The organism is Leptolyngbya sp. ST-U4, from assembly GCF_039962215.1.
In the GTDB taxonomy this organism is placed as follows: domain Bacteria; phylum Cyanobacteriota; class Cyanobacteriia; order Elainellales; family Elainellaceae; genus Leptolyngbya_A.
Window position 1 is genome coordinate 742,338 of the sequence record NZ_JAMPKZ010000001.1, and the last position, 21,970, is coordinate 764,307.

Consider the following 21,970-nt stretch of genomic DNA (forward strand, 5'->3'; position numbering starts at 1 on the left):
GGATATTGAATTGGCTACCCTTTCTCGATCGACAGAAAGGTGAATCTAAGCAAATAGCAAAAACCCGGTAGTTACACCGGGTCAAATCGTTCCTCACTTCCTGGGAAGGATTTATTCAAAACTTGATTAATTATTAATCAAATGATTTTTCTTTGTCTCTTCTACATTCATCTTCTTGATCAGGGCTGGTTAAACCCGGCAAATCATTTGACTCCTGCTTTTCAGTGAAAAGATCTTTTGGATTCGCCAATGATTCTGGATTTAGATTTGGGACTAAATCTTTAGCCTTCTGTAGATTTTTTTAGCAAATCGTAACGTATCACTTGTGAGCTTTCCAGAATCAATGCGTTACGGTGATTTGTCTAATTCATCTTGAGAAGAAAACAGGTTCAAATTTTGATCCCTGAACCTCAATTAGCGCAAATTAAGAAAGACTTGTTGAGCGGTTTGCGATTTGTTTTTTAGCATAAACCGCTTGGGTAAAGAGTGCTTCATTCCCCTGGGCTACCTAATCGGGTGAGTCTGAAATGGATTGTCTTGTTCCATCCGGTAGGATTGCGCCTGTCCAATCCACATGGGTGAGGATTGCGCCGGTTAAATCTGCTCCTTTTAGATCGGCATCGCGCAAAATTGCTCCGGTTAAATCAGCATAGCTAAGGTCGGCATAGCGCAGGCTGGCTCCACTCAAATCCGTTGCCGCAACGCTCTGCTGCGGTTCTTGCGGCATTGTGCTTTGCGCTAATCGGCTCTGGAGCTGGGCACGGCAGAGTTTGGCGCGATCGAGGTTTGCCCCGGTCAGAATCGTCCCGCTGAGCTGGGCATAGCTTAAGTCTGCCTCGGTTAACCTTGCCTGACTGAGATCGGTAATTTGGTCGGCAGGAGGGCGAAAATCAGCCTCAAATAAATTCGCATCCCTGAGATCTGCTGCAATCAGACTTGCTCCCCCAAAGCTGGCTTTACACAAAATTGCCGATCGAAGGCTTGCCCGCTCTAGCTTTGCACCGCTCAAATCTGCTTCTCGCAAAATCGCCTCATCCAGGTTTGCTTCTGTCAGAATTGTTCCCCAAAGCAGGGCTTCGCTGAGGTTTGCCCGCCGCAGACTGGCATTGTGCAGATTGGTTTTTCCTAGACGCGCTTGTCGCAAATCCGCCTCACTGAAGTCGATCTTTGCCAGGTCTAGATTCAGCAGATCTATTTCGCGCAAAGTGAATCGCCGGAAGTCCCTTGTGCCGGTGGTGTATTGCTGAAGGATAGCTTCGGGGGTCATTCGTGGATGGGGGGCTATTGAGAGAAGGTTTGTCTTTATTAGTTTTCAGTGATTATTTTCATTGCTCAAGGGGCGAAGGGTAGATTATCGATCACTGCGTTGTTGGGGTAGGCACTTCTGGGGAATTTAAGGGGGGATTCAAGCGTTTGTTACTTGTAGATCGAGTGGGACGGTGAGCAGGAATGTGGTGTGACGATTGCCGCTTTTGATTTGAATTGTTGCGTCTAATCGCTGCACCAGTCTTTTGACGAGTGCCAGTCCTAGCCCCACGCCGCTATATTTCCAGGGATCATGGTTGGGGATGCGGTAGAACTTGTCAAAAATTCGCGTTTGCTCGTCGGGGGGAATTTCAACGCCTGAATTGCAGACGCTGATCTGAAGGGCCGGTCCGTCAAGCAGTTGACTCACTGAGAGGGCGATCGTCTCATGGGGGGGAGTGTATTTGCAGGCATTATCGAGCAGTTCGGTGACGATGCGTTCTAGATCAGTCAGGTCGGTTGTGAGCGGGGGCAGGCGATGCGAAGCACTTCCCTCAGGGTGGTCGGGAATGTGTAGCTCCAGGGTTTGCTGATGTCTCTGGGCACGCTCGATAAAGGGCTCAGCAACATAGCGAATCCAGCTTCCCGGATCGATCGTAGTCAGCAGCAGGGGTTCAGTATTGGCATCTAGCCGCGACAGGTCGAGCAAATCGTCAATTAGATTAATCTCTCGATGGGTTTCTTGCTTCAAGATTTCAAAATGGCGATCGATCGCTGTGCCTTCGCCCAAAAGCTGCAATTGGTGCAAATGGATTTCTAGCAGTTCGGCTGCCATTTTGATATTGGCAACAGGCGTTCGCAGCTCGTGGGAAATAGTGCTGAGAAAATCATCTTTCAGGTAGTTAAGGCGTTCTAGCTCTATCACCTGAGCTTGGGCAGCCTGGTAGAGACGGGCTTGACGAATGGCGATCGCACACTGATTAGCGACCTGCTGCACCAGTCGAATTTCCTGTTCTTCGTAAACTCCATCGCTCTCTTTGTACAGCCACAGATCTCCCAAAACGCCCTGGTCATCAATAATTGGGCAAGCCAGTACCACAAACTGATTAGCGAGTGCCCGAACCGGAGAACCTATTACATAAATGGCGTTGTGCCAGCAAAATTGGAGATATTCTCCGCGTAAAAGCGGCTGATAGTATTCTGGAAATCCTTCGACCGACACAATTCTGCCCTGGGCGACGGGAACCGTGCCTTGAATGTATTCGTAGGCGATCGTCGAGAGCTGGTGCTGATGGCTATAGATTCCCGTATCGCAGCTTGAGATTCCCATTGCCAGGGTCAGTTCTCGTACAGCAGTCTGCAAAATTTGCGCTTCATCAAGGCTATCGCGCACTTTGTCTGTAATTCGCTTAAGCGTTGCCTCAAACTCAAATGCCTGTTGAAGCTGAGCAGTGCGCTGCTGCACCTGGAACTCCAGGGTTGTATTAAGCTGGCTAACCTGCTGATACAGCTCCGATTGCTGAATCGCGACGGCAACCTGACACGCAAGCTGGATGAGCAAGGAAACATCCTCCTGCTGCCACTGACGCGAGGCATCACACTGGTGGGCGATTAAAAGCCCCCACAAACGGTTCTGCTGGGGAAGAAGCTGGGCATGATTTTGCAAATCAGGTTGTAGGTTATTTTGCAGAATGGGGACAACTAGATTTGCCCGGACGTTAAGCTGAACGAGCAATTCTCGATAGCACGGGTGCAAATCTGCCCGATCAATGTCTTCAATCTGGTGAATCCGTCCTTCTAAATACGGCTCATGCCATAAATGCTTAAAGCAGGGGTCGTAGATTTTGCGATACAGAATTGAGGAGCAGCCCGGACGCACCGACTCAACAACCACCTGCCCGTTCCAATCGGGAGCGAACTGAAAAATCACCACCCGATCGCTTTGCAAAAAGTCCCGTACCTCTTCCACTGTAGTTTCCAGGACTTTACTCAAGTCGAGCGTCTGCCGAATTCGCTGGCTGATTGTCGTTAAGAGCCGCTCTCGTTCGAGCCTCTGCTGTACCAATTTTGCCGAGGGCTGGGGCTGTAGCGGTTCGAGCTGTAATTGGGTTGCACTGCCATAAAGCAAACCATCTTTCCCCAGCACAAACCGCCAGGAAAAACGTCGCTCGCTTCCGTCGGCATGGCGCATCCGAGTTTCAAACTGGCAGTGGGGCTGAGGCGGCAGCGAATGCAGGAGCGATCGAAACTGGGACTGAGTTGCAAAAACATCCTCAGGATGAACCAGATCGAACCAGTTCTGCTGCTTTAACCCCTGCACACTCCATCCCATTACCGCTTGCCAGTCAGGACAGAGCAGGACAATCTTGAGCAAGTCACTCTGCCGCAGACCATCAGGCAGGGCGATCGGGTGTGGGGAAGCCGTTTCTTTTGCAGAGTTATCTTTTGCAGAGTTATCTTTTGCAGGGTGATCGGGCTGTAAAACACACAGCAGCAAAGTACCCAGCCCGAAGAAGGACTGAAGCTGGCTCTGAGTTTTAGCAAATTGATGCAGTAAGCCTTCTAGAGCAGTAAATTGTTCGATCGTCATCCAGCCCGCAGACATTAAGATCCCAGATTTAGCTTACTTTACCTTAAAGGTCCTCCTTATAGCAGCAAGCCGCATAAAAGCAATCCCACTATGGATAGAGAGTAGAGAATAAACGGGAGCATGATGCTAGGGTTTGGGCGGCTGTAACCACTGCTGAAGTCCACTAAAGCCAATTTCTGCCAGCAGAGCCAGCAGCGCAACGGGAATGGCTCCGACCAGCAAAATTCCACTGTCGTAGAGGGAAAATCCTCGCACAATAAAGGTTCCCAGTCCGCCTGCCCCAATAAATGCCGCAAGCGTAGCACTGGCAATCACTTCAACTAGCGCAGTTTTGATTCCCGCCACAATTCCGGGCAACGCCAAGGGCACTTCAACCCGACGCAACACCTGCGAACCGCTCATGCCCATGCCTGCTGCCGCTTCCCGCACTAGAGGATCGATCGTCCGAAACGCCACGTCTGTATTAATCAAAATGGGCGGCATTGCCAGCAGCGTCAGGGCGATCGTTGCAGAGCGAAAACTCAGCCCAAAATAGGGAATTGCCAGAAACAGAACTGCAATGCTGGGAATCACGCGCAGGGCATTAAAACCGTTGATAAAGGCAGTGGCGGCTAAACGCGAGCGAGAACTCCACCAGCCCAGCGGCAAACCCAGCCCTAAGCCGATCGCCATCGGCACCAGCACCAGCAGCAAATGTTGCCCAAATGCCTCAACCAATTCCTGCCCGTGTTCGATCGCATAGGCCCATGCCTGCCCTAAAACCTCCATGTGCCCGAATTCCGCTAGCTGGTTACATCTTCAAACTTGTAGCCCACACCGATTACCGTTTTCAGAAACGTGGGATTCGCCGGATCAGGCTCAATCTTCTTTCGTAAACGGGCAACGTGCGTATCCACCACGCGCTCATCGCCAAAGAAATCACTGCCCCAGAGTTTCTCAATGAGCTGAGTTCGATTCCAAACGCGACCGGGATGGCTCATAAAGGTGGTGAGCAAGTCAAACTCCAGCGTTGTCAGGTCTAGGGTTTCGCTGCTGTGATCGTCTAGCTGACGGTGAGCCACCCGCTGATCCACATCGGCAGAAAAGTGAGGTGTTTGATAAGCGCGGGTTTGTCCACCCTGCCGCAAGGTACGCCGCAGCAGTGCTCGCACTCGTGCCACCAGTTCTCTGGGGCTAAACGGCTTGACCAGATAGTCATCTGCGCCCGTAGAGAGTCCGATGATGCGATCGATTTCTTCCCCTTTTGCCGTCAGCATCAGAATATAGGGGTCTTTGTTTCCAGGCTTCTGCCGAATGCGAGCGCAAACCTCCAGCCCATCCAACCCAGGCAGCATCAAATCCAGCACAATCAAATCAGGCTGCTGTTCCTGGAAAACCTGAAGCGCGGTCAACCCATCCCGGCAAATCCGGCAGGTAAAGCCTTCCTTTTCCAGATAGAGCTGAATCAGCTGAGCAATTTCTGCTTCATCCTCAATAATTAGGATTTCCATAGGAACCGATCGACCCCGTGTTTGAAATGGTGAATCTGATGTTTCGCGATCGTTTTAATTAATACCGTTTTAACTAATAAGGGCAATTGAGCAGTCGCAGCAATCCGACATCGCCCCCTAAACTTCCCATCCCATAGGAACTTAGAAAATCCCCAGAGAGCGAGGTTCCCCTTAATAAGGAAACAAACGGTTCGGGTCGCATTTAAGACTTCTCAAACAGCCTTTTAGACCTTGCCTTGCCAGAATCATTTCTATCCTAATCGCTGGCTGCATAAACAGCGACACCCCCGCTTCGGGCAAGTTCAGCTCATCATCGCTCTATCAGCTCTGGAATGTAAAACAACCTTCTCAACCATCCCTCCTCCCCCATTTCCCCGATCTCCAGCAAAACTTAGCCCCCCTATCCCCCTCATCCGCCCCTCATCCGCCCCTTTCTTTACCCCAATGGATCTCCCCATCGTCTACCATCCCCACTACGTCGCCCCCCTTCCCCCCGGACACCGCTTCCCAATGCAAAAATTTCGGCTGCTCTACGAGACGCTGTTAGCCGATAACGTTGCCCATCCTTCCCAATTTCACGCGCCCAACCTGCCGCCGATCGACTGGATTGAAACCGTACACACGCCCCAATACGTGCAGGCCTACCGGGAGGGAACCCTTGACCCTAAAACGCAGCGTCGGATCGGTCTGCCCTGGAGTCCAGAACTGGTGAATCGCACCTGTATTGCAGTCAGCGGCACAATTCTCACAGCGCGGCTGGCCTTGCAGCATGGATTAGCCTGCCAGACCGCAGGCGGAACCCATCACGCTTTCCCCAACTATGGCTCTGGATTTTGCATTTTTAACGATTTGGCGATCGCCGCACGAGTCTTGCTTCGGGAAAATCTAGTGCAGAAAATTCTGATTGTCGATCTGGATGTGCATCAGGGCGACGGCACGGCTTTTATCTTCCAAGACGATCCGCGGGTGTTCACTTTCTCAATGCACTGCGGTGTTAACTTCCCCGGCACAAAGCAGCAGAGTGATCTGGATGTGCCCCTACCTGAAGGCATGGAGGACGATGAGTATCTGCAAACCCTGGCAGCCTATTTGCCCGATCTGCTCTCGCAGGTGCAGCCCGATCTGGTGTTTTACGACGCGGGCGTAGATGTGCATCTGGGCGATCGGCTGGGGAAGCTGGCACTGAGCGATCGAGGGGTGTTTTGTCGCGAGATGCAGGTTTTAAGCACCTGTCTATCGCTGGGCTATCCGGTCGCTTGTGTGATCGGCGGCGGCTATGCGGAAGACATGAATGCATTGGTGTATCGGCATTCGCTGCTACATCGGGCGGCGGGGGATGTGTATCGGCAGTACGGGTAGAGGAGTGGCAGAGTGAGTGAGGAGATGGGGAGGTGGAGAGTAATCTCTCTTCTAGTTCATGTTGCCTATTCGTGCCTTAAGCTACAGTGAAGATCGTTTTTCTCTGCTGACTGCATGACTTCTGCTGATTCGATCGCCAATCCTCGTCGCGGTTCCAGACCGACCGATCTAGGGTTATTCAAGATTTTGTTTCCCTACGTACGGCGGGACTGGCGGCTTTTAAGCTTTGCGCTGCTGCTGATGGTTCCTCTTGCACTGGCGAACGCGGCGCAGCCGATCATTATTGGTCAGGCAGTGGCGTTGGCAAATCGGGAATCCGTGATGGGTTTTTTGCAAGGGCGATCGTTGGCAGACGGGGCACAAATTTTGATCGGGCTGCTCGTGCTGACGTTGGTGGTGCAGTTGTCCCTCAGCGGCATTCAGGGCTATTTGATTCAAAAAGTAGGGCAGCGGATTACGGCGAATCTTCGCAACGATTTGTTTTTTCACGTCACGTCGCTGGCAACTCGCTTTTTCGATCGCACTCCAGTAGGCAGGCTGATTACGCGCTTAACAAGCGATGTGGACGCGCTGGGCGATGTGTTTTCAACCGGGGCGATCGGGATTATCAGCGACTTTATTTCGATTCTGGTGCTGATTGTGGTCGCGTTTCAGCTTCAGTGGCAGTTGGCGTCGTTGCTGATGGTGTTTTTGGTTCCGGTCACGGGACTGGTGATTTACTTTCAGCAGCAGTTTCGGCAGGCAAACTACCGCGCTAGAGATGAACTGTCTGCCCTAAATGCCACGCTGCAAGAGAATATTGTCGGTATTAACGTGGTGCAGCTTTTCCGGCGAGAGCGGTTTAATACCGAGCAGTTTCGCGCCATTAATCAACGCTACATTGTCGAAGTCGATCGCACGATTTTCTATGACTCTGCCGTGTCTGCAACATTAGAATGGGTTGCCCTGGCAGCGATCGCGGGGGTGCTGTGGCTGGGCAGTCTACTGGTGCTGCAAAGAACGCTGGATTTGGGGATTCTCACCTCATTTATCCTTTTTGCTCAGCGATTGTTCGACCCTTTACGCCAGTTTGCCGAGCGGTTCACCGCGATTCAGGCAGGGCTGACGGCACTGGAACGCGTGAGCGATATTTTTGAAGAGCCGATCGAGATTCGCGACCCAGAGCAGGTAAAACAGTACGCAGGAGCGGCTCATTCGGCGCGAGTCCCCCACCGAGAGAACGGCTTTGGCTCGGTGAACGGTGCAGCCAACGGTGCAATTTATCCGGCATTGGATGGCTCAACCAATGGTTCTAAACCGCAGCCGAGCGAAATCTGTTTTGATCACGTCTGGTTTGGCTACAAGCCGAATGAATACGTGCTGCGCGACCTTAATTTCACGATTCGTCCGGGCGAAAAAGTGGCGTTAGTCGGACCCACCGGAGCCGGGAAAAGCTCAATTATTCGCTTGCTCTGTCGCCTTTATGAGGTCAGCGAGGGGAGAATTCTGTTAGACGGAGAAGATATTCGCAATTTGCCCCAGGCAGAACTGCGTCGTCGCATGGCGGTGATCTTGCAGGACGGCTTTCTGTTTGCAGGTGATGTCAAAGGCAATATCACGCTGGGGGAATCCTATTCGATCGATCAGGTGCGACAGGCAGCAGCGCAAACAAACGTGGCGGATTTCATCGAGGGTTTACCCCAGGGTTACGATACCGAACTGCGACAGCGTGGCACAAACCTCTCCGCAGGCGAAAAACAGCTCCTTGCTTTCGCGCGAGCCGCAATTCGCAATCCCAGCATTCTCATCCTGGATGAAGCGACAGCAAATCTGGACGTGGTCACTGAAGCCCGAATTCAGCAGGCACTCGAAACACTGCTGGTCGATCGCACTGCCATTATCATCGCCCACCGTTTGTCTACGATTCGCAGCGTCGATCGCATCTTAGTGCTGAAACAGGGGCACTTAGCCGAGTCAGGTAGCCACGAGGAACTGCTGGAGCAAAACGGACTCTATGCCAGCCTGTATAAGCTGCAAATGCTGGGAAACGATTAGCTTTGCGTTGGAATGAATTACCCCTTAAGGAATAGATAAAGGGTTGTTAATCATCCCTTTGACTGGGGCGCATAGGATATCCAAGTGTCCTTATGTGAGATTTTTCCAACTGGCTCTGCTATGGCGAAAAAACAAGATATTCGCGCTTCCATCAGAAAAGCTTTGGCTGCTGATGATGCCATTCATAACACTTCTGCAAATGACTCGTTTGGTCAGGTTTTAGACCGTGCCCGGATAGGGCGACGGGGCTTTTTGAAGGGCAGTTCGTCCCTAGCAGCAGCCTCAATGCTCGGTATGGGATTGGCATTTCTGGGTGATTCGGTCAAGCGCCAGGGGCAAGCGGCTAAAGCTGCATCAGGTCTTACCCTGAGTTTCAAGCCTGTTGCCAAAAACATCGCTGACACCCTCACGGTTCCCGAAGGTTACACTGCCAAAGTTCTACTTGCTACAGGCGATCCGCTCAAAAGCAACGTGACCCCCTACAAAAATGACGGAACTGATAACGACTTTGATGTGCGGGCAGGCGATCATCATGATGGCTTACATTACTTTGGCCTGAGACAGGACGGCAATGGTTGGGACCCGAGCAACAGCGATCGTGCTCTGCTTTGCATCAACCATGAAGTCTGCGAAGACCTGGGCTTTGTGCATCCCAACGGACCCACTGATTATGGTCCAGAAAGTACCGCAGCTCGTCCGCCGATCGAGATTGATAAGGAAGTCGCTGCTCATGGCGTCAGCGTGGTTGAGATTGCCAGACAGGGTACAACTTATCAGATCAACCGTGATTCGCAATACAACCGCCGGATTACAGCAGCAAGTGTTTTCGAGATTTCTGGTCCTGCCCGTCGCAACCCCATGATGGCTACCGCATTTTCTCCCAGCGGTGAGCAGACCCGGGGCACCTTAAACAACTGCGGTCATGGCTATACACCCTGGGGCACGTACCTCAGCGGCGAGGAAAACTGGGCGGGGTATTTCCATCGTCGAGAAGAAGATTCCGTCCTGAATGCAAAAGAATTAGCATCCTTTAAACGCTACGGCGTCAGCAATGACACCTCAGGTCGCTACAACTGGTCGCGGGCGGGCGCATCCGATAACATCGATCTCTACCGTCGCTGGGATGCAAGCAAGACGGGCAGCAGTGCCGACCAGGATTTTCGCAATGTTGCAAATACCTTCGGCTGGGTGGTGGAAATTGACCCGTTTAACCCCAACGCCACCCCCAAAAAGCGGACTGCTCTGGGCCGTATGGCTCACGAGGGAGCCTGGTCTGCCAGAGTCGTTGCGGGTCAACCCCTCGTTTTTTATATGGGGGATGACGCACGCAACGAATACATCTACAAGTTTGTTTCTGCTGCCAAGTGGGACCCCCGAGACGCATCAGGTGGTATAGCAGCAGGAGATAAGTACCTGGATGCAGGCACACTGTATGTTGCGAAGTTTAACGATGATGGGACGGGAGAATGGTTGCCCCTTACCCTGAACAATCCCAACATTGCCAATGATGCAAACTATGCCTTTGCTGATGAAGCTGATGTGTTGATCAATGCCCGCCTTGCCGCTGATGCAGCCGGAGCAACCAAGATGGATCGCCCGGAGTGGGGTGGAGTCAACCCAGGCAACGGGGAGGTTTACTTTACCCTGACCAATAGTGTGTCGAGCAGCAGCGGTCGGGGGGTAAAAACACCGCTTGATGCTGCCAATCCTCGCTACTATGCCGATGCCAAAGAGGACGAAACAGCCCAGGGCAATGTCAACGGTCACATTATTCGCTGGCGTGAGTCTAACAGTAATCCTGCGGCTGCCACGTTTAACTGGGATGTTTACCTCTTTGGTTCGCAAGCCGATGCCGGGTCAGATATTAATCTGTCCGGTCTGACCAATGAGAATGATTTCTCTAGCCCAGACGGTATCTGGTTTAGCGAGTCAGTCCCGGGTTTACTGTGGATTCAAACGGATGATGGCTACTACACCGATGCCACCAACTGTATGATGCTGGCTGCGTTGCCGGGGTCAGTCGGAGACGGAACCGAAAAAATGGTGGCTAACAAGGCAGTGCCTCTCAACGCGAATGCGGATCAGATGGTCAAAACCTATGTGGGCCAGTCTGCCAGCCCAACCGTGCTGCGTCGTTTTCTGGTGGGTCCGCGTGACTGCGAAATCACGGGCATCACTGAATCGCCCGACGGCAGAGCGATTTTCGTCAATATTCAGCATCCAGGCGAAAATAGCAAGTCCCCCACTGACCCGACTCAGTTCACAAGCCACTGGCCGGATGGCGGCAATGCCCGTCCTCGATCGGCTACGGTGATGATCACACGCAACGACGGCGGCATAATTGCGAGCTAAGAGGATGCTTGAGCAGTAGATGTTTGAGCAGTAAAAGTTGCTACCAAACTGCCCCCTAAATCGGTCAACTTTAGGAGACTTTGAACCGGAGAGTTGGCTCAGAAGTTTCCTAAAATTGGGGGCTGGGGGCAAATGCAGGACATCGGACGCTTTTCAAACATCCTTTAAGCTGCGTTAACCCAACGCCAGTCAACCTAATCATGAGCAACTTGAGGAGAGCCTAGACTATTGTTAGGCTCTTTCTTTTTACTCTTGGCTAATTCTCTTTGCTAGTTCTCTTTGTCGCCTAACATTCAGCATCGATCGCTGGTGTGCCCAAGCTGGAACCGATCGATAGATCAATTAGGAAGTTCAGCGATCGTACCTACACTGAGAAATATTATTGGGGAATATTGAGGCACAGTGCAGAAGCCAGAACAGCCAATCAGCAGGCAGCCCGAACTCAAGAGCTAGGCACAATTACCTAGAAATATGCGATGATAACAGAACGTTATTTCGCAACCTGTGACCGATCGATGCAAAAGTTAATCACTGTGCAAGTTTTCCGCCATTTAGTTGTAGTTTCTTATACGACTGTTAAAATTAGATAAGAGAACCAAACATTCAATACCTCAGTATCGAGCATTCCGAATCAGGCGAACTGCGTGCGGTAATCTCACTGTAAGCATTCAGGGCAGTTGCTTGATTTTCAATGATTCCAAGGATTCATCTGAATCAATTTGGCTGCATTCGCAGCTCAAGCTCTTCCCATTTGCGACAGAGAGGCATAGCAAGGCGTGATTCACTCTTCATTCAGTCAGATGCGGCGTTACGATTCAGCAGCAATTACACGCTATTATCGCTTGCGTCCGTGGCGAGCTATCTGGCGAACGGTTTCAATTCTTTGGCAGTTTACTGGCTTCCTGCTAGGGCTAAAGTGGGACGACTGGACTCAGCAATCTGAGACCTATAAGCCTAAGCGGGCAGCGCAGCTCCGGCACATCTTGACCCGCTTAGGTCCAACCTATATTAAAGTCGGTCAGGCTCTCTCCACCCGTCCTGACCTCGTTCGCAAAGATTTTCTCGACGAACTCACTAAGCTGCAAGACCAGTTGCCGCCCTTTCCCACGCCGATCGCCTTCGCCATTGTGGAGCAGGAACTCGATCGCACCATCGATGAGATTTATGCAGAGATCACGCCTCAGCCGATCGCTGCTGCCAGTCTGGGACAAGTTTACCGTGCCCGCCTCAAAACCGGACAGGAAGTGGCAGTGAAGGTGCAGCGTCCCAATTTGCTGCCGACTCTGACGCTCGACCTATATCTGATGCGCTGGGCAAGTGGCTGGCTGGCTCCCCTGCTGCCGCTTAACCTGGGACACAATCTCGCCCTGATTGTGGATGAGTTCGGCACAAAGTTATTTGAAGAAATTGACTACCTGAATGAAGGACGCAACGCCGAGAAGTTTGCCGCCAATTTTGCGGATGATCCCACAGTAAAAGTTCCCTCGATCTACTGGCGATACAGCAGCCAGCACGTCCTGACGCTGGAGTGGATCAACGGTTTTAAGCTCACTGATATGCAAAAAATCCGCGAGTCCAATCTCGATCAAGACGCACTAATTGAAATTGGTGTCACTTCTGGACTGCGGCAGCTTCTCGAGTACGGCTTTTTCCACGCTGACCCCCATCCAGGTAACCTGTTTGCCACAGCCGACGGGCAGATGGCGTACATCGACTTTGGCATGATGGATCAGCTCAGCCAGGAAATGAAGGAGACGCTGGTTGATGCCGTGGTGCATTTGATCAACAAAGACTACGTAGAACTGGCAAAAGATTTCGTCAAGCTGGGCTTCCTCACCCCCGACACTGATATTCAGCCGATCGTCCCAGCTTTGGAAACAGTTCTAGGCAATGCACTGGGGCAAAATGTCCGCGATTTCAACTTCAAGACGATTACGGATCAGTTTGCGACCCTGATGTATAACTATCCGTTCCGTCTACCTGCCCAATTTGCACTGATCATTCGATCGCTGGTAACACAAGAAGGACTTGCCCTCAGCCTCAACCCCGATTTCCGCATTGTAGATGTAGCATACCCCTACATAGCGCGACGGCTGCTCACAGGCGAATCCCCTGCTCTGCGGCGCAGACTGATCGAGGTGCTACTTAAAGACGGCAAGTTTCAGTGGCAGCGGCTGGAAAATCTGATTTCGATCGCCCGCTCCGACGATCACTTTGATATCCTGCCTACGGCACAACTCGGTTTACAATACCTGTTATCGGAAGAAGGACACTATTTGCGTCAGCAGTTGATTCTCGCCCTTATAGAGAACGATCGGCTTCATACCGAAGAAGTGCAGCGGCTCTGGAATCTGATCAAAGATGACATTAAGCCTGCTCAGCTTTTCAATGCAGCGATCGGTGCTTTAACGGATCTGTCAGCTGCGGGTGCAACTTCGCTCCTGCCCTCCGTTGCAGCTTTGATTAAACCTCCCAGCCATCAGTCAAGAGCTCAGTCAAAAGCTCAGTCAACTAGTGCAACGCGCCTTAACCACTCATCGCTTTGAGTTCATACTCCGAACTGATTCTGGTTTCTGCTACGTCGCGATCCTTTTGTTTTGCTCGTCCTTTCCTCAGTGAACTCATGGAGCCAATGTTTTTCTCCTACGAACCGCCGTACCTTTTGCTGGTCGCGGGGCTATTCATCGGCATCGCCTGCGGTGCAGCCTTTGAAGCGGTTCTTAAACAGTCTGTCCAGGCTTGGGCAAAAGATCGATCGACTCGCAATCTGGCAAATCTTCAGGGACGGGCACTGTTCATTCCGTTCCTGGGGATCTGTATTGGAATTTGTATGTTTCTAGGGGCGGGCATGACGGTTTTTGGTTTTCCTACGTCTTTGTCCTACGGGATTGCGTTTCCCTTAACGGTGCTGATCGCTGCGCTAGTATGGTCGCAGCTCGGCAAAATCCTGATTCAGCTTGAGCAGGGCGGCTCTAAAGCTCTTGATTTAGATATTTACTAAGGCAGATAAGCCTGAAGCTTTTACCTAAGGACACTGTTCCTACTCTCTTGTTCTAGCCCAGATAGCAACAGTGACATATCTCGATTTAAGGAAGCCATCCCGCTTCCTTTTTTGTTTTTTCAGCTATCGAACACTTGACTTATTCAACAAAAACTGATGCCGCTATTCCTATCGCAGCTAGGGCAGAATGCAGCGATAGATATTTCTGAGTAAGCTCAAAAATAAGTTAAAAGGAGGAAGCCTACACCCCCTTTTACTCAGACTATTCATTGTGCTTAGCCTATCTACTAAGTGATAGTGAAACATCATAAGTTTGGCGGATGTTCCCCTCGCTGGAGGATTGCTAATTTGAAATTAATTTGAACTAGCTAAGCGATTCACAAGGGTACTGCCGTGCCATTCTATCAACCGAACAATTTGCCACCTGTGCTGCACGAGGAGAGCTTGCAGTGCTTTAAGTTTCTGATGGATGGTGAGCTGCATGACGGGCTGCAATACAACAACGAATTGTTTTACCGAATTTACAAGGCGAATGCAGACGATCGCAATAAGCTATACCAGTATGCTCTTCAGCTCTCGCCGCGGGAAGCGATTGTGATTACGATTAGCAAATCTAGCTCTAGCCTTTGGATCAGTCTCCGTAGTTCCAAAGCAGCACTTCGCCTCAGGAGAAAAATTGTTTGGTCTCCTCAGGTTCTGTCCCCTCAAGCTAAAGCTGTACCCCAGGCGATTGTTGAAATGGTTGCCAAGCAAAGCGAAGAGGCGACGCTTCCCTCGTTTGCTCATACCACTGATTAAGCTCTCTTTTTAAGGCAATTGATCTTCAAAGGACCTGATCAAAAAGGACCTGATCAAAGAGTTTGATACGCCTCCATAGGCAGGCAAGAACAAACCAGGTTTCGATCGCCGTAGGCATTATCAATTCGCGCCACTGCTGCCCAGAATTTGTTTGCTTTCGTCCAGGCAGTTGGGTACGCTGCGCGTTCCCGCGAATAAGGACGTTCCCAAGTATCCACTAGCAAAGCTGCGGCAGTGTGAGGCGCGTTTTTAAGCAAATTATTGTCGCGATCGACTTGACCTGCTTCAATTTCGCGAATTTCTTCCCGGATTGCAATCATGGCATCGCAAAAGCGATCGAGTTCTTGCAGAGACTCGCTTTCGGTGGGTTCGACCATGACTGTACCCGCAACGGGCCACGAAACGGTCGGTGGGTGGAACCCGTAGTCAATCAGCCGCTTAGCAAGGTCATCCACTTCAATGCCTGCGGATTTCTTGAACTGGCGTAGATCGAGAATGCACTCGTGTGCCACCAAGCCATTCTTGCCTTTGTAAAGCACCGGATAGTGACCCTCCAGCCGCTTTGCAATGTAGTTCGCGTTGAGAATTGCGACTTCGGTAGCCTGGGTCAGCCCCCGATCACCCATCATGGCAATATACATCCAGGAAATGGGCAAAATGCTACCGCTGCCCCAGGGTGCTGCCGAGACTGCGCCGATTGGATTGCGCTGGGAGTCGCTGAACATTTCCACCACCGCATGCCCCGGCAAAAAGGGAACCAGATGCGTCTGGACACCGATCGGACCCATGCCCGGACCGCCGCCACCGTGGGGAATACAAAAGGTTTTATGCAGGTTCAGGTGACACACATCCGCACCAAAATCTGCTGGACGACACAGTCCAACCTGCGCGTTCATATTCGCCCCGTCCATATAAACCTGTCCGCCGTGGGCATGGACAATCTCGCAAATTTCGCGGATGCCTTCCTCAAAAACACCGTGAGTCGAGGGATACGTCACCATTAACGCCGCCAGGTTTTCCCCATGCTGCTCCGCTTTCTGGCGGAGGTCGCCGATATCGATATTGCCTTCGCTGTCGCAGGCGATCGGCACAACTTTCATGCCTGCCATGACTGCGCTTGCCGGATTGGTTCCATGCGCCGATTCAGGAATCAGACAAATTTTGCGGTGTCCTTCGCCGCGCGACTCATGATACTGACGAATCACCAGCAGCCCCGTATATTCCCCCTGCGACCCGGCATTGGGCTGAAGCGAAATTCCGGCAAATCCTGTGATCTCAGAAAGCCACTGCTCTAATTGCCGAAACATGATCTGATAGCCCTCTGTCTGATCGATCGGCACAAACGGATGAATCTGCCCAAACTCTGCCCAGGTAATCGGAATCATTTCCGAAGTGGCGTTGAGCTTCATCGTGCAGGAGCCGAGCGGAATCATGGCTGTGGTCAGTGACAGATCCTTCGACTGAAGCCGATAGAGATACCGCAGCATCTCGGTTTCCGATCGATAGTCACTGAAAACGGGGTGGGTGAGGTAGGGGGTGGTGCGAGGGAGAGAGGAGGGGATGGGGGAATGGGCAGACGGGCAAGCGGGGGGATGCAGGGACGACGAGAGGGGGGGGAAGAGAGCCAAGAGATCGGTGAGGTCTTGGGGGGTCGTGGTTTCGTCGAGGGTAATGCCGATCGCGTCTGTACCAATTTTGCGGAGGTTGATTTGATGATCGATCGCGTTTTGAAAAATGACAGGTTGCTGACTACCAACTTCGATGCGGAGTGTGTCGAAGAAGGTTTCACTGACAATGTAGCCCTGCTGCTGAAGTTGGGTGGCGAGGTGAGCGGTCAGGGTGTGAATGCGATCGGCGATTTGCTTCAGCCCTTCGGCTCCGTGGTAGACGGCATACATTCCGGCAATAACGGCGAGGAGAACCTGAGCAGTGCAAATGTTGCTGGTGGCTTTGTCACGGCGGATGTGCTGCTCACGGGTTTGCAGTGCCAGGCGCAGGGCGGGCTGTCCGAGGGCATCTTTGGAAACGCCGACGAGTCTACCGGGAATTTGCCGCTTGTGTGCTTCTTTTGTGGCGAAGTAAGCAGCGTGAGGTCCGCCATAGCCTAGCGGTACGCCAAATCGCTGAGTGCTGCCGATCGCGATATCGGCACCAAATTCACCAGGTGGCTTGAGCAGGGTGAGGCTGACAAGATCAGCAGCGACCGTTACCAGTGCCCCGGCTGCGTGAGCACGATTCACAAATTCCTGATAATCAAAAATTGCGCCGTCCGTCGCCGGATATTGCAGGAGAACGCCAAAAATGGGGGAGTCAGGGGAATTAAATTCAAAGGTGCGGTGGTCGCCCACAATCACTTCGATTCCCAGGGGCAGGGCGCGGGTTTTTACAACATCGATCGTCTGCGGATGGCAGAGTTCTGACACCCAGAAAGCGTTCGCTTTGCCTTTGTGCAGCCCATAGCTCATCGCCATTGCTTCGGCGGCGGCAGTCGCTTCATCAAGCAGCGAGGCGTTGGCAATTTCCAGCCCGGTCAGATCGATCACCATCGTCTGAAAGTTGAGCAAAGCTTCCAAGCGTCCCTGAGCAATTTCGGGCTGATAGGGAGTGTACTGCGTGTACCAGCCGGGATTCTCCAGAATGTTGCGCTGAATCACCGGGGGCGTGATGCAGTTGGCATAGCCCATGCCGATAAATGATCGAAAAATTTTGTTTTTAGAAGCGATCGTCTTCAGGTTTGACAGTGCTTGTGCTTCGCTGCGCGGCTTGCCAATTTGCAGCGGACGCGCCAGCCGAATCGAGGCGGGAACTGCCTGAGCAATCAGGTGAGCCAGCGACTCAAATCCAAGTAGAGTCAGCATTTGCTGAATTTCAGCATCGCGAGGTCCAATGTGACGGGTCTCGAAGTCCGCAGGCAGATCCGGGAGCGCAGTACGGGCTTTCCCATTCTTCGCAGGGGCAGGCTCCGCTGCAATGTTGCCGTTGGACTCGATTTCAGACGCAGATTGGAGGTCGCGATAAAAGGCTGACGACATAGCAAAGAATAGGGCAGGGAATGGGATAGACAAGCGGCGAATAAACTGGCAGTGCGGAAGATTGCCCAAAAGGCTCATCAAACCGATGAGTGAGGTCGATCGCTTCTGCAACATTCTGCAACAAATATAGCGCAGGGAGCCAGGAGCCGTCTGCCAGAGAGCTACTCGCCCTCAACCTGGGCGCGATATGCGTCGGCGGTCATTGCATCTTCTAGCTCAGCGGCATCGTTGATTCGCACTTTCAGCATCCAGGCTTCGCCATAGGGATCATCGGACAGTTGCTCTGGGGTATCTAGCAGGGGATCATTGCGTTCCAGCACCGTTCCTGAAACTGGAGCAACCAGATCTTCAACCGCTTTGACCGATTCCACCGTACCAAATGCTTCGCCCTTGGTGAGTGCATCTCCAACTTCCGGCAATTCCAGAAATACGATGTCGCCGAGCTGATCGATTGCAAAGGCAGTAATGCCGATCGTGGCAACATCCCCATCAAGGCGGGCGTACTCGTGCGAGTCGCGATATTTCAGGTCTTCAGGATAGTCGAATGCCATAGGTTCCCTCTTCAGCTTCCTCGTAAAACGAAAATCGAGTCGTTCAAAAACTAGCACTACAATTAGCAATACAACTTGTGTCTGGCAAGCAGCACAGACACCATCCAACCTTACCCTAGAAGTATTGAATCCGTGGAGGGGTAGGCTGGAATTGGCAATTCCTGTTTCGAAGCATTGAGCCTGCGATCTTCGCATCAGTGCCTGCTGTTTTCGTGCATCACGTTTAGAAAAAGTTTATGGGCGTTCGCTATACCTACACCTATGGCAGCTTTCAGCTCTGTCATGGCAAAGCGTTTCCGTTTGGAGCATCGGTTGTCCCCGGCGGGGTGAATTTCTCGATTTACTCAAATCATGCGACTGCTGCAACCCTGGTGCTGTATCACAAGGGAGCCGCCGAACCCTTTGCTGAGATTCCCTTTTTGCGAGAGTTTCGGCTGGGCAACGTGGTGAGTATGGTCGTGCTGGATCTGGACTACGAAGATCTGGAATACGGCTATCGCATCGATGGTCCCTACATTCCGCGAGAAGGGCATCGGTTTGACTTCAGCAAGATTTTACTTGACCCCTACGCTCAGGCGATCGGTGGACGGGGAGTCTGGGGTGCAACGCCGCGAACCCAGGATCTCTATCCCTATCGCGCCCAGATTGCGACCGAGGATTTTAACTGGGAAGACGATCGCCCGCTCGAAATTCCTACCGAAGATCTGGTGATTTATGAAATGCATGTCCGGGGGTTTACGCGCCATGCTTCGTCGGGTGTGACCGCAGACAAACGGGGAACCTACGCCGGGCTGATCGAGAAGATTCCCCATCTGAAGGATCTGGGGGTAAACTGCGTCGAGCTGATGCCGATTTTTGAATTTGACGAGCTGGATAATCCCCGTCTCAATCCGCTGACAGGCGAACGATTATTCAACTACTGGGGGTATAGCACGGTCGGGTTTTATGCACCCAAGGCAGCCTACGCCTCAGTACCCGGTCAGCAAGTCAATGAACTCAAAAACCTGATTAAAACGCTGCACCATCACGGCATTGAAGTGATTCTGGATGTCGTGTTTAACCACACCGCCGAAGGCAACGAGCAGGGGGCAACCATTTCGTTTCGCGGGCTGGACAACAAAACCTACTATATGTTGGCTCCCGATGGCAGCTATTACAACTTCAGCGGCTGCGGCAACACGCTCAACTGCAACCATCCGGTCGTGCGAAACTTTGTGCTGGACTGTTTGCGCTACTGGGCATCGGAATATCACATCGACGGCTTTCGGTTTGATCTGGCTTCAATTTTGGGACGTGCACCAAACGGGGAGCCGCTGATCAATCCGCCGCTGCTAGAAATCCTGGCTTATGATCCAGTGCTGGCAAAGTGCAAGCTGATCGCGGAAGCATGGGACGCAGGCGGTTTGTACCAGGTGGGGTCGTTTCCGCGCTATCACCAGCGTTGGGAAGAGTGGAACGGCAAATATCGCGACGCAATGCGAAAGTTTCTTAAGGGAGACGGTGGAGTCAGGGAGATTGCGCTGCGGCTGCAAGGTTCACCCGATCTCTACGCGAAATCTGGCGGGACGGTAGACAGCTCGGTGAATTTCATCACGGCACATGATGGGTTTACGCTGGTAGATTTGGTGTCTTATAACGAGAAACACAACGAGGCAAACGGCGAAAACAACCGGGACGGCGCAAACGACAACGAAAGCTGGAACTGTGGTGTGGAAGGCGTGACGGCTGACCCCGATATTCTCAATCTACGCCAGCGACAAATGCGAAACGCGATCGCCCTCCTGATGATGAGCCAGGGCATTCCCATGATTCTGATGGGTGATGAAATGGGTCGATCGCAGCAGGGCAACAACAACACCTACTGTCACGACTCAGAGCTGAACTGGCTCAACTGGAATCTGCTGAAAAGCAATCTGTCGTTCTTCCGCTTTGTGAAAAACTGCATTGCCTTTCGCCACGCCCATCCCATGCTGCGAAATCGGCAGTTCTTTACCGGGGAAGACTACATGGGCTATGGCTATCCCGACGTTAGCTGGCACGGTGTCGAAGCCTGGAAGCCAGACTGGGCAGATTACTGCCGCACGCTCGCCTTTCTGCTCTGCGGTAAATATGCCAAAGGCGGCACTGAACCCGATGATTTCATTTATGTGGCAATGAACACGCATTGGGAACCCCATTCCTTTGAGTTACCCCAACTGCCGATCGGCTTTAAGTGGCATACGTTTGTGAATACCTTTGCGAAATCACCGCAGGACATTTACGAACCTGGAACGGAACCGCCGATCGTGAATCCGAAGCAGATTTTCGTGGGAGAGCGAGCGATGGTGGTGTTGGTGGGGAGGTAGGAGGAAGTAAGGAGAGGCGTCGAAAAGTCTCTTACTAAACTTGATTATTTTTAATATTGCTTAGGATAATGTAATGATTGGTAACCGTGAATCAGGAGTTTTTCCGTGGCAGGATTTATTGGATTTATTAAGGGCTTATTTCGTTCTAAGCCGAAGGTTGAAGCCGTTGAATTACCTGCAACCGATGCCCCTCAACCGCAAAATAAAGCCGGTGTGTACTATCTCTCACCCGATGACGCCAGAACCTATGGCAATGTGGAATATATGCGATCGGTAAAATCGATTCGCCGTACGTTTTCGAAAAAGAAAGTCGGCGAAGACAATGAAATGATTCGCACGATTTCCGCACTGGAAATGCAAAAGGCAATGCAAAACGGTCAAGCTGTGCCGATGCAGCCCAGGTCAAATGGAACCGCGAATGGGGCGACGAATAGCTCGGTCAATGGCGCATCTACTCCGGCTCCTAAAGCAGCTGAAACTCCCACAAATACTGAGCGTCGTCGGGCAGATGGCGACATGGATATGTTTCGTAATATGGCACGCGATCTGAAAAAACGCTAATCTTCCGTTGCGGGAAACCTTCTAAGGTAATCTGAAAACTGGAGCGTTCATTAACGAGGAGTCACCCTTTGGAACGGACATTTCTTGCTGTAAAACCCGACGGTGTGCAGCGTGCGATCGTTGGCGACATCATTCGTCGTTTTGAAACCAAAGGCTTTACCTTAGTAGGGTTAAAGCTTGTGAAACCCAGTCGAGAACTCGCAGAACAGCATTACGGTGTCCACCGGGAAAGACCTTTTTTCGCTGGACTGGTCGAGTTCATCACTTCGGGTCCAGTTGTAGCAATGGTTTGGGAAGGCGATGGTGTGATTGCGGCTGCCCGCAAACTGATCGGCGCAACCAATCCGCTAAACGCTGAACCTGGCACGATTCGCGGCGACTACGGCGTCAGCATCGGACGGAATATCATTCACGGCTCTGATGCACCCGAAACTGCACAGCAGGAGATTAGCCTCTGGTTCAAGGACGAAGAACTGGTTTCTTGGCAGCCGACGATCACGCCCTGGCTGTACGAATAGGGTTACTTTAATCTAGTTCTATTGATTCTGGCAGTTTTTCCAAAATTGATTGCTTAGAATCAACATTAAATACCCCCTTTCCGATTCACAGGCG

Annotated in this window: 15 protein-coding genes; 9 read left to right on the top strand and 6 right to left on the bottom strand. The window is 51.9% G+C overall.

Going from position 1 to position 21,970, the window contains the following annotated elements; genetic code table 11:
• Positions 1–508: 508 nt before the first annotated feature.
• The 4 genes from NDA02_RS03280 to NDA02_RS03295 all read right to left on the bottom strand — a co-directional run bounded on the left by NDA02_RS03280 (position 509) and on the right by NDA02_RS03295 (position 5,325).
• Positions 509–1,267, bottom strand: a complete 759-nt coding sequence (locus NDA02_RS03280) for a pentapeptide repeat-containing protein (protein ID WP_190793393.1) — start codon at positions 1,265–1,267, stop codon at positions 509–511.
• Between the two features lie 138 nt (positions 1,268–1,405).
• A complete protein-coding gene (locus tag NDA02_RS03285) occupies positions 1,406–3,850 on the bottom strand; it encodes a GAF domain-containing protein (protein ID WP_348254399.1) in 2,445 nt (814 codons plus the stop codon).
• Between the two features lie 111 nt (positions 3,851–3,961).
• Positions 3,962–4,603 (bottom strand): ABC transporter permease, encoded by a 642-nt coding sequence (locus NDA02_RS03290; RefSeq protein WP_190793395.1) that lies wholly within the window; start codon positions 4,601–4,603, stop codon positions 3,962–3,964.
• 14 nt (positions 4,604–4,617) lie between these two features.
• Positions 4,618–5,325 (bottom strand): response regulator transcription factor, encoded by a 708-nt coding sequence (locus NDA02_RS03295; protein ID WP_190793396.1) that lies wholly within the window; start codon positions 5,323–5,325, stop codon positions 4,618–4,620.
• Between the two features lie 444 nt (positions 5,326–5,769).
• Here NDA02_RS03295 and NDA02_RS03300 point away from each other — a divergent pair, with 444 nt between their 5' ends.
• From NDA02_RS03300 to NDA02_RS03325, 6 genes are all read left to right on the top strand, one after another.
• The gene (locus NDA02_RS03300) at positions 5,770–6,684 is read left to right on the top strand and encodes a histone deacetylase (RefSeq protein ID WP_190793397.1); all 915 of its coding nucleotides are present in this window, start codon (positions 5,770–5,772) and stop codon (positions 6,682–6,684) included.
• A gap of 114 nt (positions 6,685–6,798) precedes the next feature.
• Positions 6,799–8,718, top strand: a complete 1,920-nt coding sequence (locus tag NDA02_RS03305) for an ABC transporter ATP-binding protein (RefSeq protein ID WP_190793398.1) — start codon at positions 6,799–6,801, stop codon at positions 8,716–8,718.
• Positions 8,719–8,838: 120 nt separating this feature from the next.
• A complete protein-coding gene (locus NDA02_RS03310) occupies positions 8,839–11,070 on the top strand; it encodes a PhoX family phosphatase (protein ID WP_190793399.1) in 2,232 nt (743 codons plus the stop codon).
• Between the two features lie 800 nt (positions 11,071–11,870).
• Positions 11,871–13,616, top strand: a complete 1,746-nt coding sequence (locus tag NDA02_RS03315) for an AarF/ABC1/UbiB kinase family protein (RefSeq protein WP_190793400.1) — start codon at positions 11,871–11,873, stop codon at positions 13,614–13,616.
• A gap of 86 nt (positions 13,617–13,702) precedes the next feature.
• Positions 13,703–14,071 (top strand): hypothetical protein, encoded by a 369-nt coding sequence (locus tag NDA02_RS03320; protein WP_190793421.1) that lies wholly within the window; start codon positions 13,703–13,705, stop codon positions 14,069–14,071.
• Positions 14,072–14,464: 393 nt separating this feature from the next.
• A complete protein-coding gene (locus NDA02_RS03325; RefSeq protein WP_190793401.1) occupies positions 14,465–14,869 on the top strand; it encodes a hypothetical protein in 405 nt (134 codons plus the stop codon).
• A 53-nt stretch (positions 14,870–14,922) separates the two neighbouring features.
• On the opposite strand, the gene gcvP is transcribed toward NDA02_RS03325, so the two are convergent.
• Positions 14,923–17,901, bottom strand: a complete 2,979-nt coding sequence (gene gcvP / locus NDA02_RS03330) for an aminomethyl-transferring glycine dehydrogenase (RefSeq protein WP_348254401.1) — start codon at positions 17,899–17,901, stop codon at positions 14,923–14,925.
• Between the two features lie 161 nt (positions 17,902–18,062).
• On the bottom strand, positions 18,063–18,452 hold the full coding sequence (gene gcvH / locus NDA02_RS03335; protein WP_190793403.1) for a glycine cleavage system protein GcvH: 390 nt from the start codon (positions 18,450–18,452) through the stop codon (positions 18,063–18,065).
• Between the two features lie 236 nt (positions 18,453–18,688).
• Between gcvH and glgX the strand changes: the two genes are divergently transcribed.
• The 3 genes from glgX to ndk all read left to right on the top strand — a co-directional run bounded on the left by glgX (position 18,689) and on the right by ndk (position 21,876).
• On the top strand, positions 18,689–20,797 hold the full coding sequence (gene glgX / locus NDA02_RS03340) for a glycogen debranching protein GlgX (protein WP_348254403.1): 2,109 nt from the start codon (positions 18,689–18,691) through the stop codon (positions 20,795–20,797).
• Between the two features lie 105 nt (positions 20,798–20,902).
• Positions 20,903–21,358 (top strand): hypothetical protein, encoded by a 456-nt coding sequence (locus NDA02_RS03345; protein WP_199296717.1) that lies wholly within the window; start codon positions 20,903–20,905, stop codon positions 21,356–21,358.
• Positions 21,359–21,426: 68 nt separating this feature from the next.
• The gene (ndk, locus tag NDA02_RS03350) at positions 21,427–21,876 is read left to right on the top strand and encodes a nucleoside-diphosphate kinase (protein WP_190793405.1); all 450 of its coding nucleotides are present in this window, start codon (positions 21,427–21,429) and stop codon (positions 21,874–21,876) included.
• Positions 21,877–21,970: the final 94 nt, after the last annotated feature.

Coding starts and splice junctions, on each gene's coding strand:
- NDA02_RS03295 (WP_190793396.1), bottom strand. CDS start 5,325: ATGGAAATCCTAATTATTGAGGATGAAGCAGAAATTGCTCAGCTGATT.
- gcvH (WP_190793403.1), bottom strand. CDS start 18,452: ATGGCATTCGACTATCCTGAAGACCTGAAATATCGCGACTCGCACGAG.
- NDA02_RS03285 (WP_348254399.1), bottom strand. CDS start 3,850: ATGTCTGCGGGCTGGATGACGATCGAACAATTTACTGCTCTAGAAGGC.
- gcvP (WP_348254401.1), bottom strand. CDS start 17,901: ATGTCGTCAGCCTTTTATCGCGACCTCCAATCTGCGTCTGAAATCGAG.
- NDA02_RS03320 (WP_190793421.1), top strand. CDS start 13,703: ATGTTTTTCTCCTACGAACCGCCGTACCTTTTGCTGGTCGCGGGGCTA.
- NDA02_RS03300 (WP_190793397.1), top strand. CDS start 5,770: ATGGATCTCCCCATCGTCTACCATCCCCACTACGTCGCCCCCCTTCCC.
- NDA02_RS03310 (WP_190793399.1), top strand. CDS start 8,839: ATGGCGAAAAAACAAGATATTCGCGCTTCCATCAGAAAAGCTTTGGCT.
- NDA02_RS03280 (WP_190793393.1), bottom strand. CDS start 1,267: ATGACCCCCGAAGCTATCCTTCAGCAATACACCACCGGCACAAGGGAC.
- NDA02_RS03290 (WP_190793395.1), bottom strand. CDS start 4,603: ATGGAGGTTTTAGGGCAGGCATGGGCCTATGCGATCGAACACGGGCAG.
- glgX (WP_348254403.1), top strand. CDS start 18,689: ATGGGCGTTCGCTATACCTACACCTATGGCAGCTTTCAGCTCTGTCAT.
- NDA02_RS03305 (WP_190793398.1), top strand. CDS start 6,799: ATGACTTCTGCTGATTCGATCGCCAATCCTCGTCGCGGTTCCAGACCG.
- NDA02_RS03315 (WP_190793400.1), top strand. CDS start 11,871: ATGCGGCGTTACGATTCAGCAGCAATTACACGCTATTATCGCTTGCGT.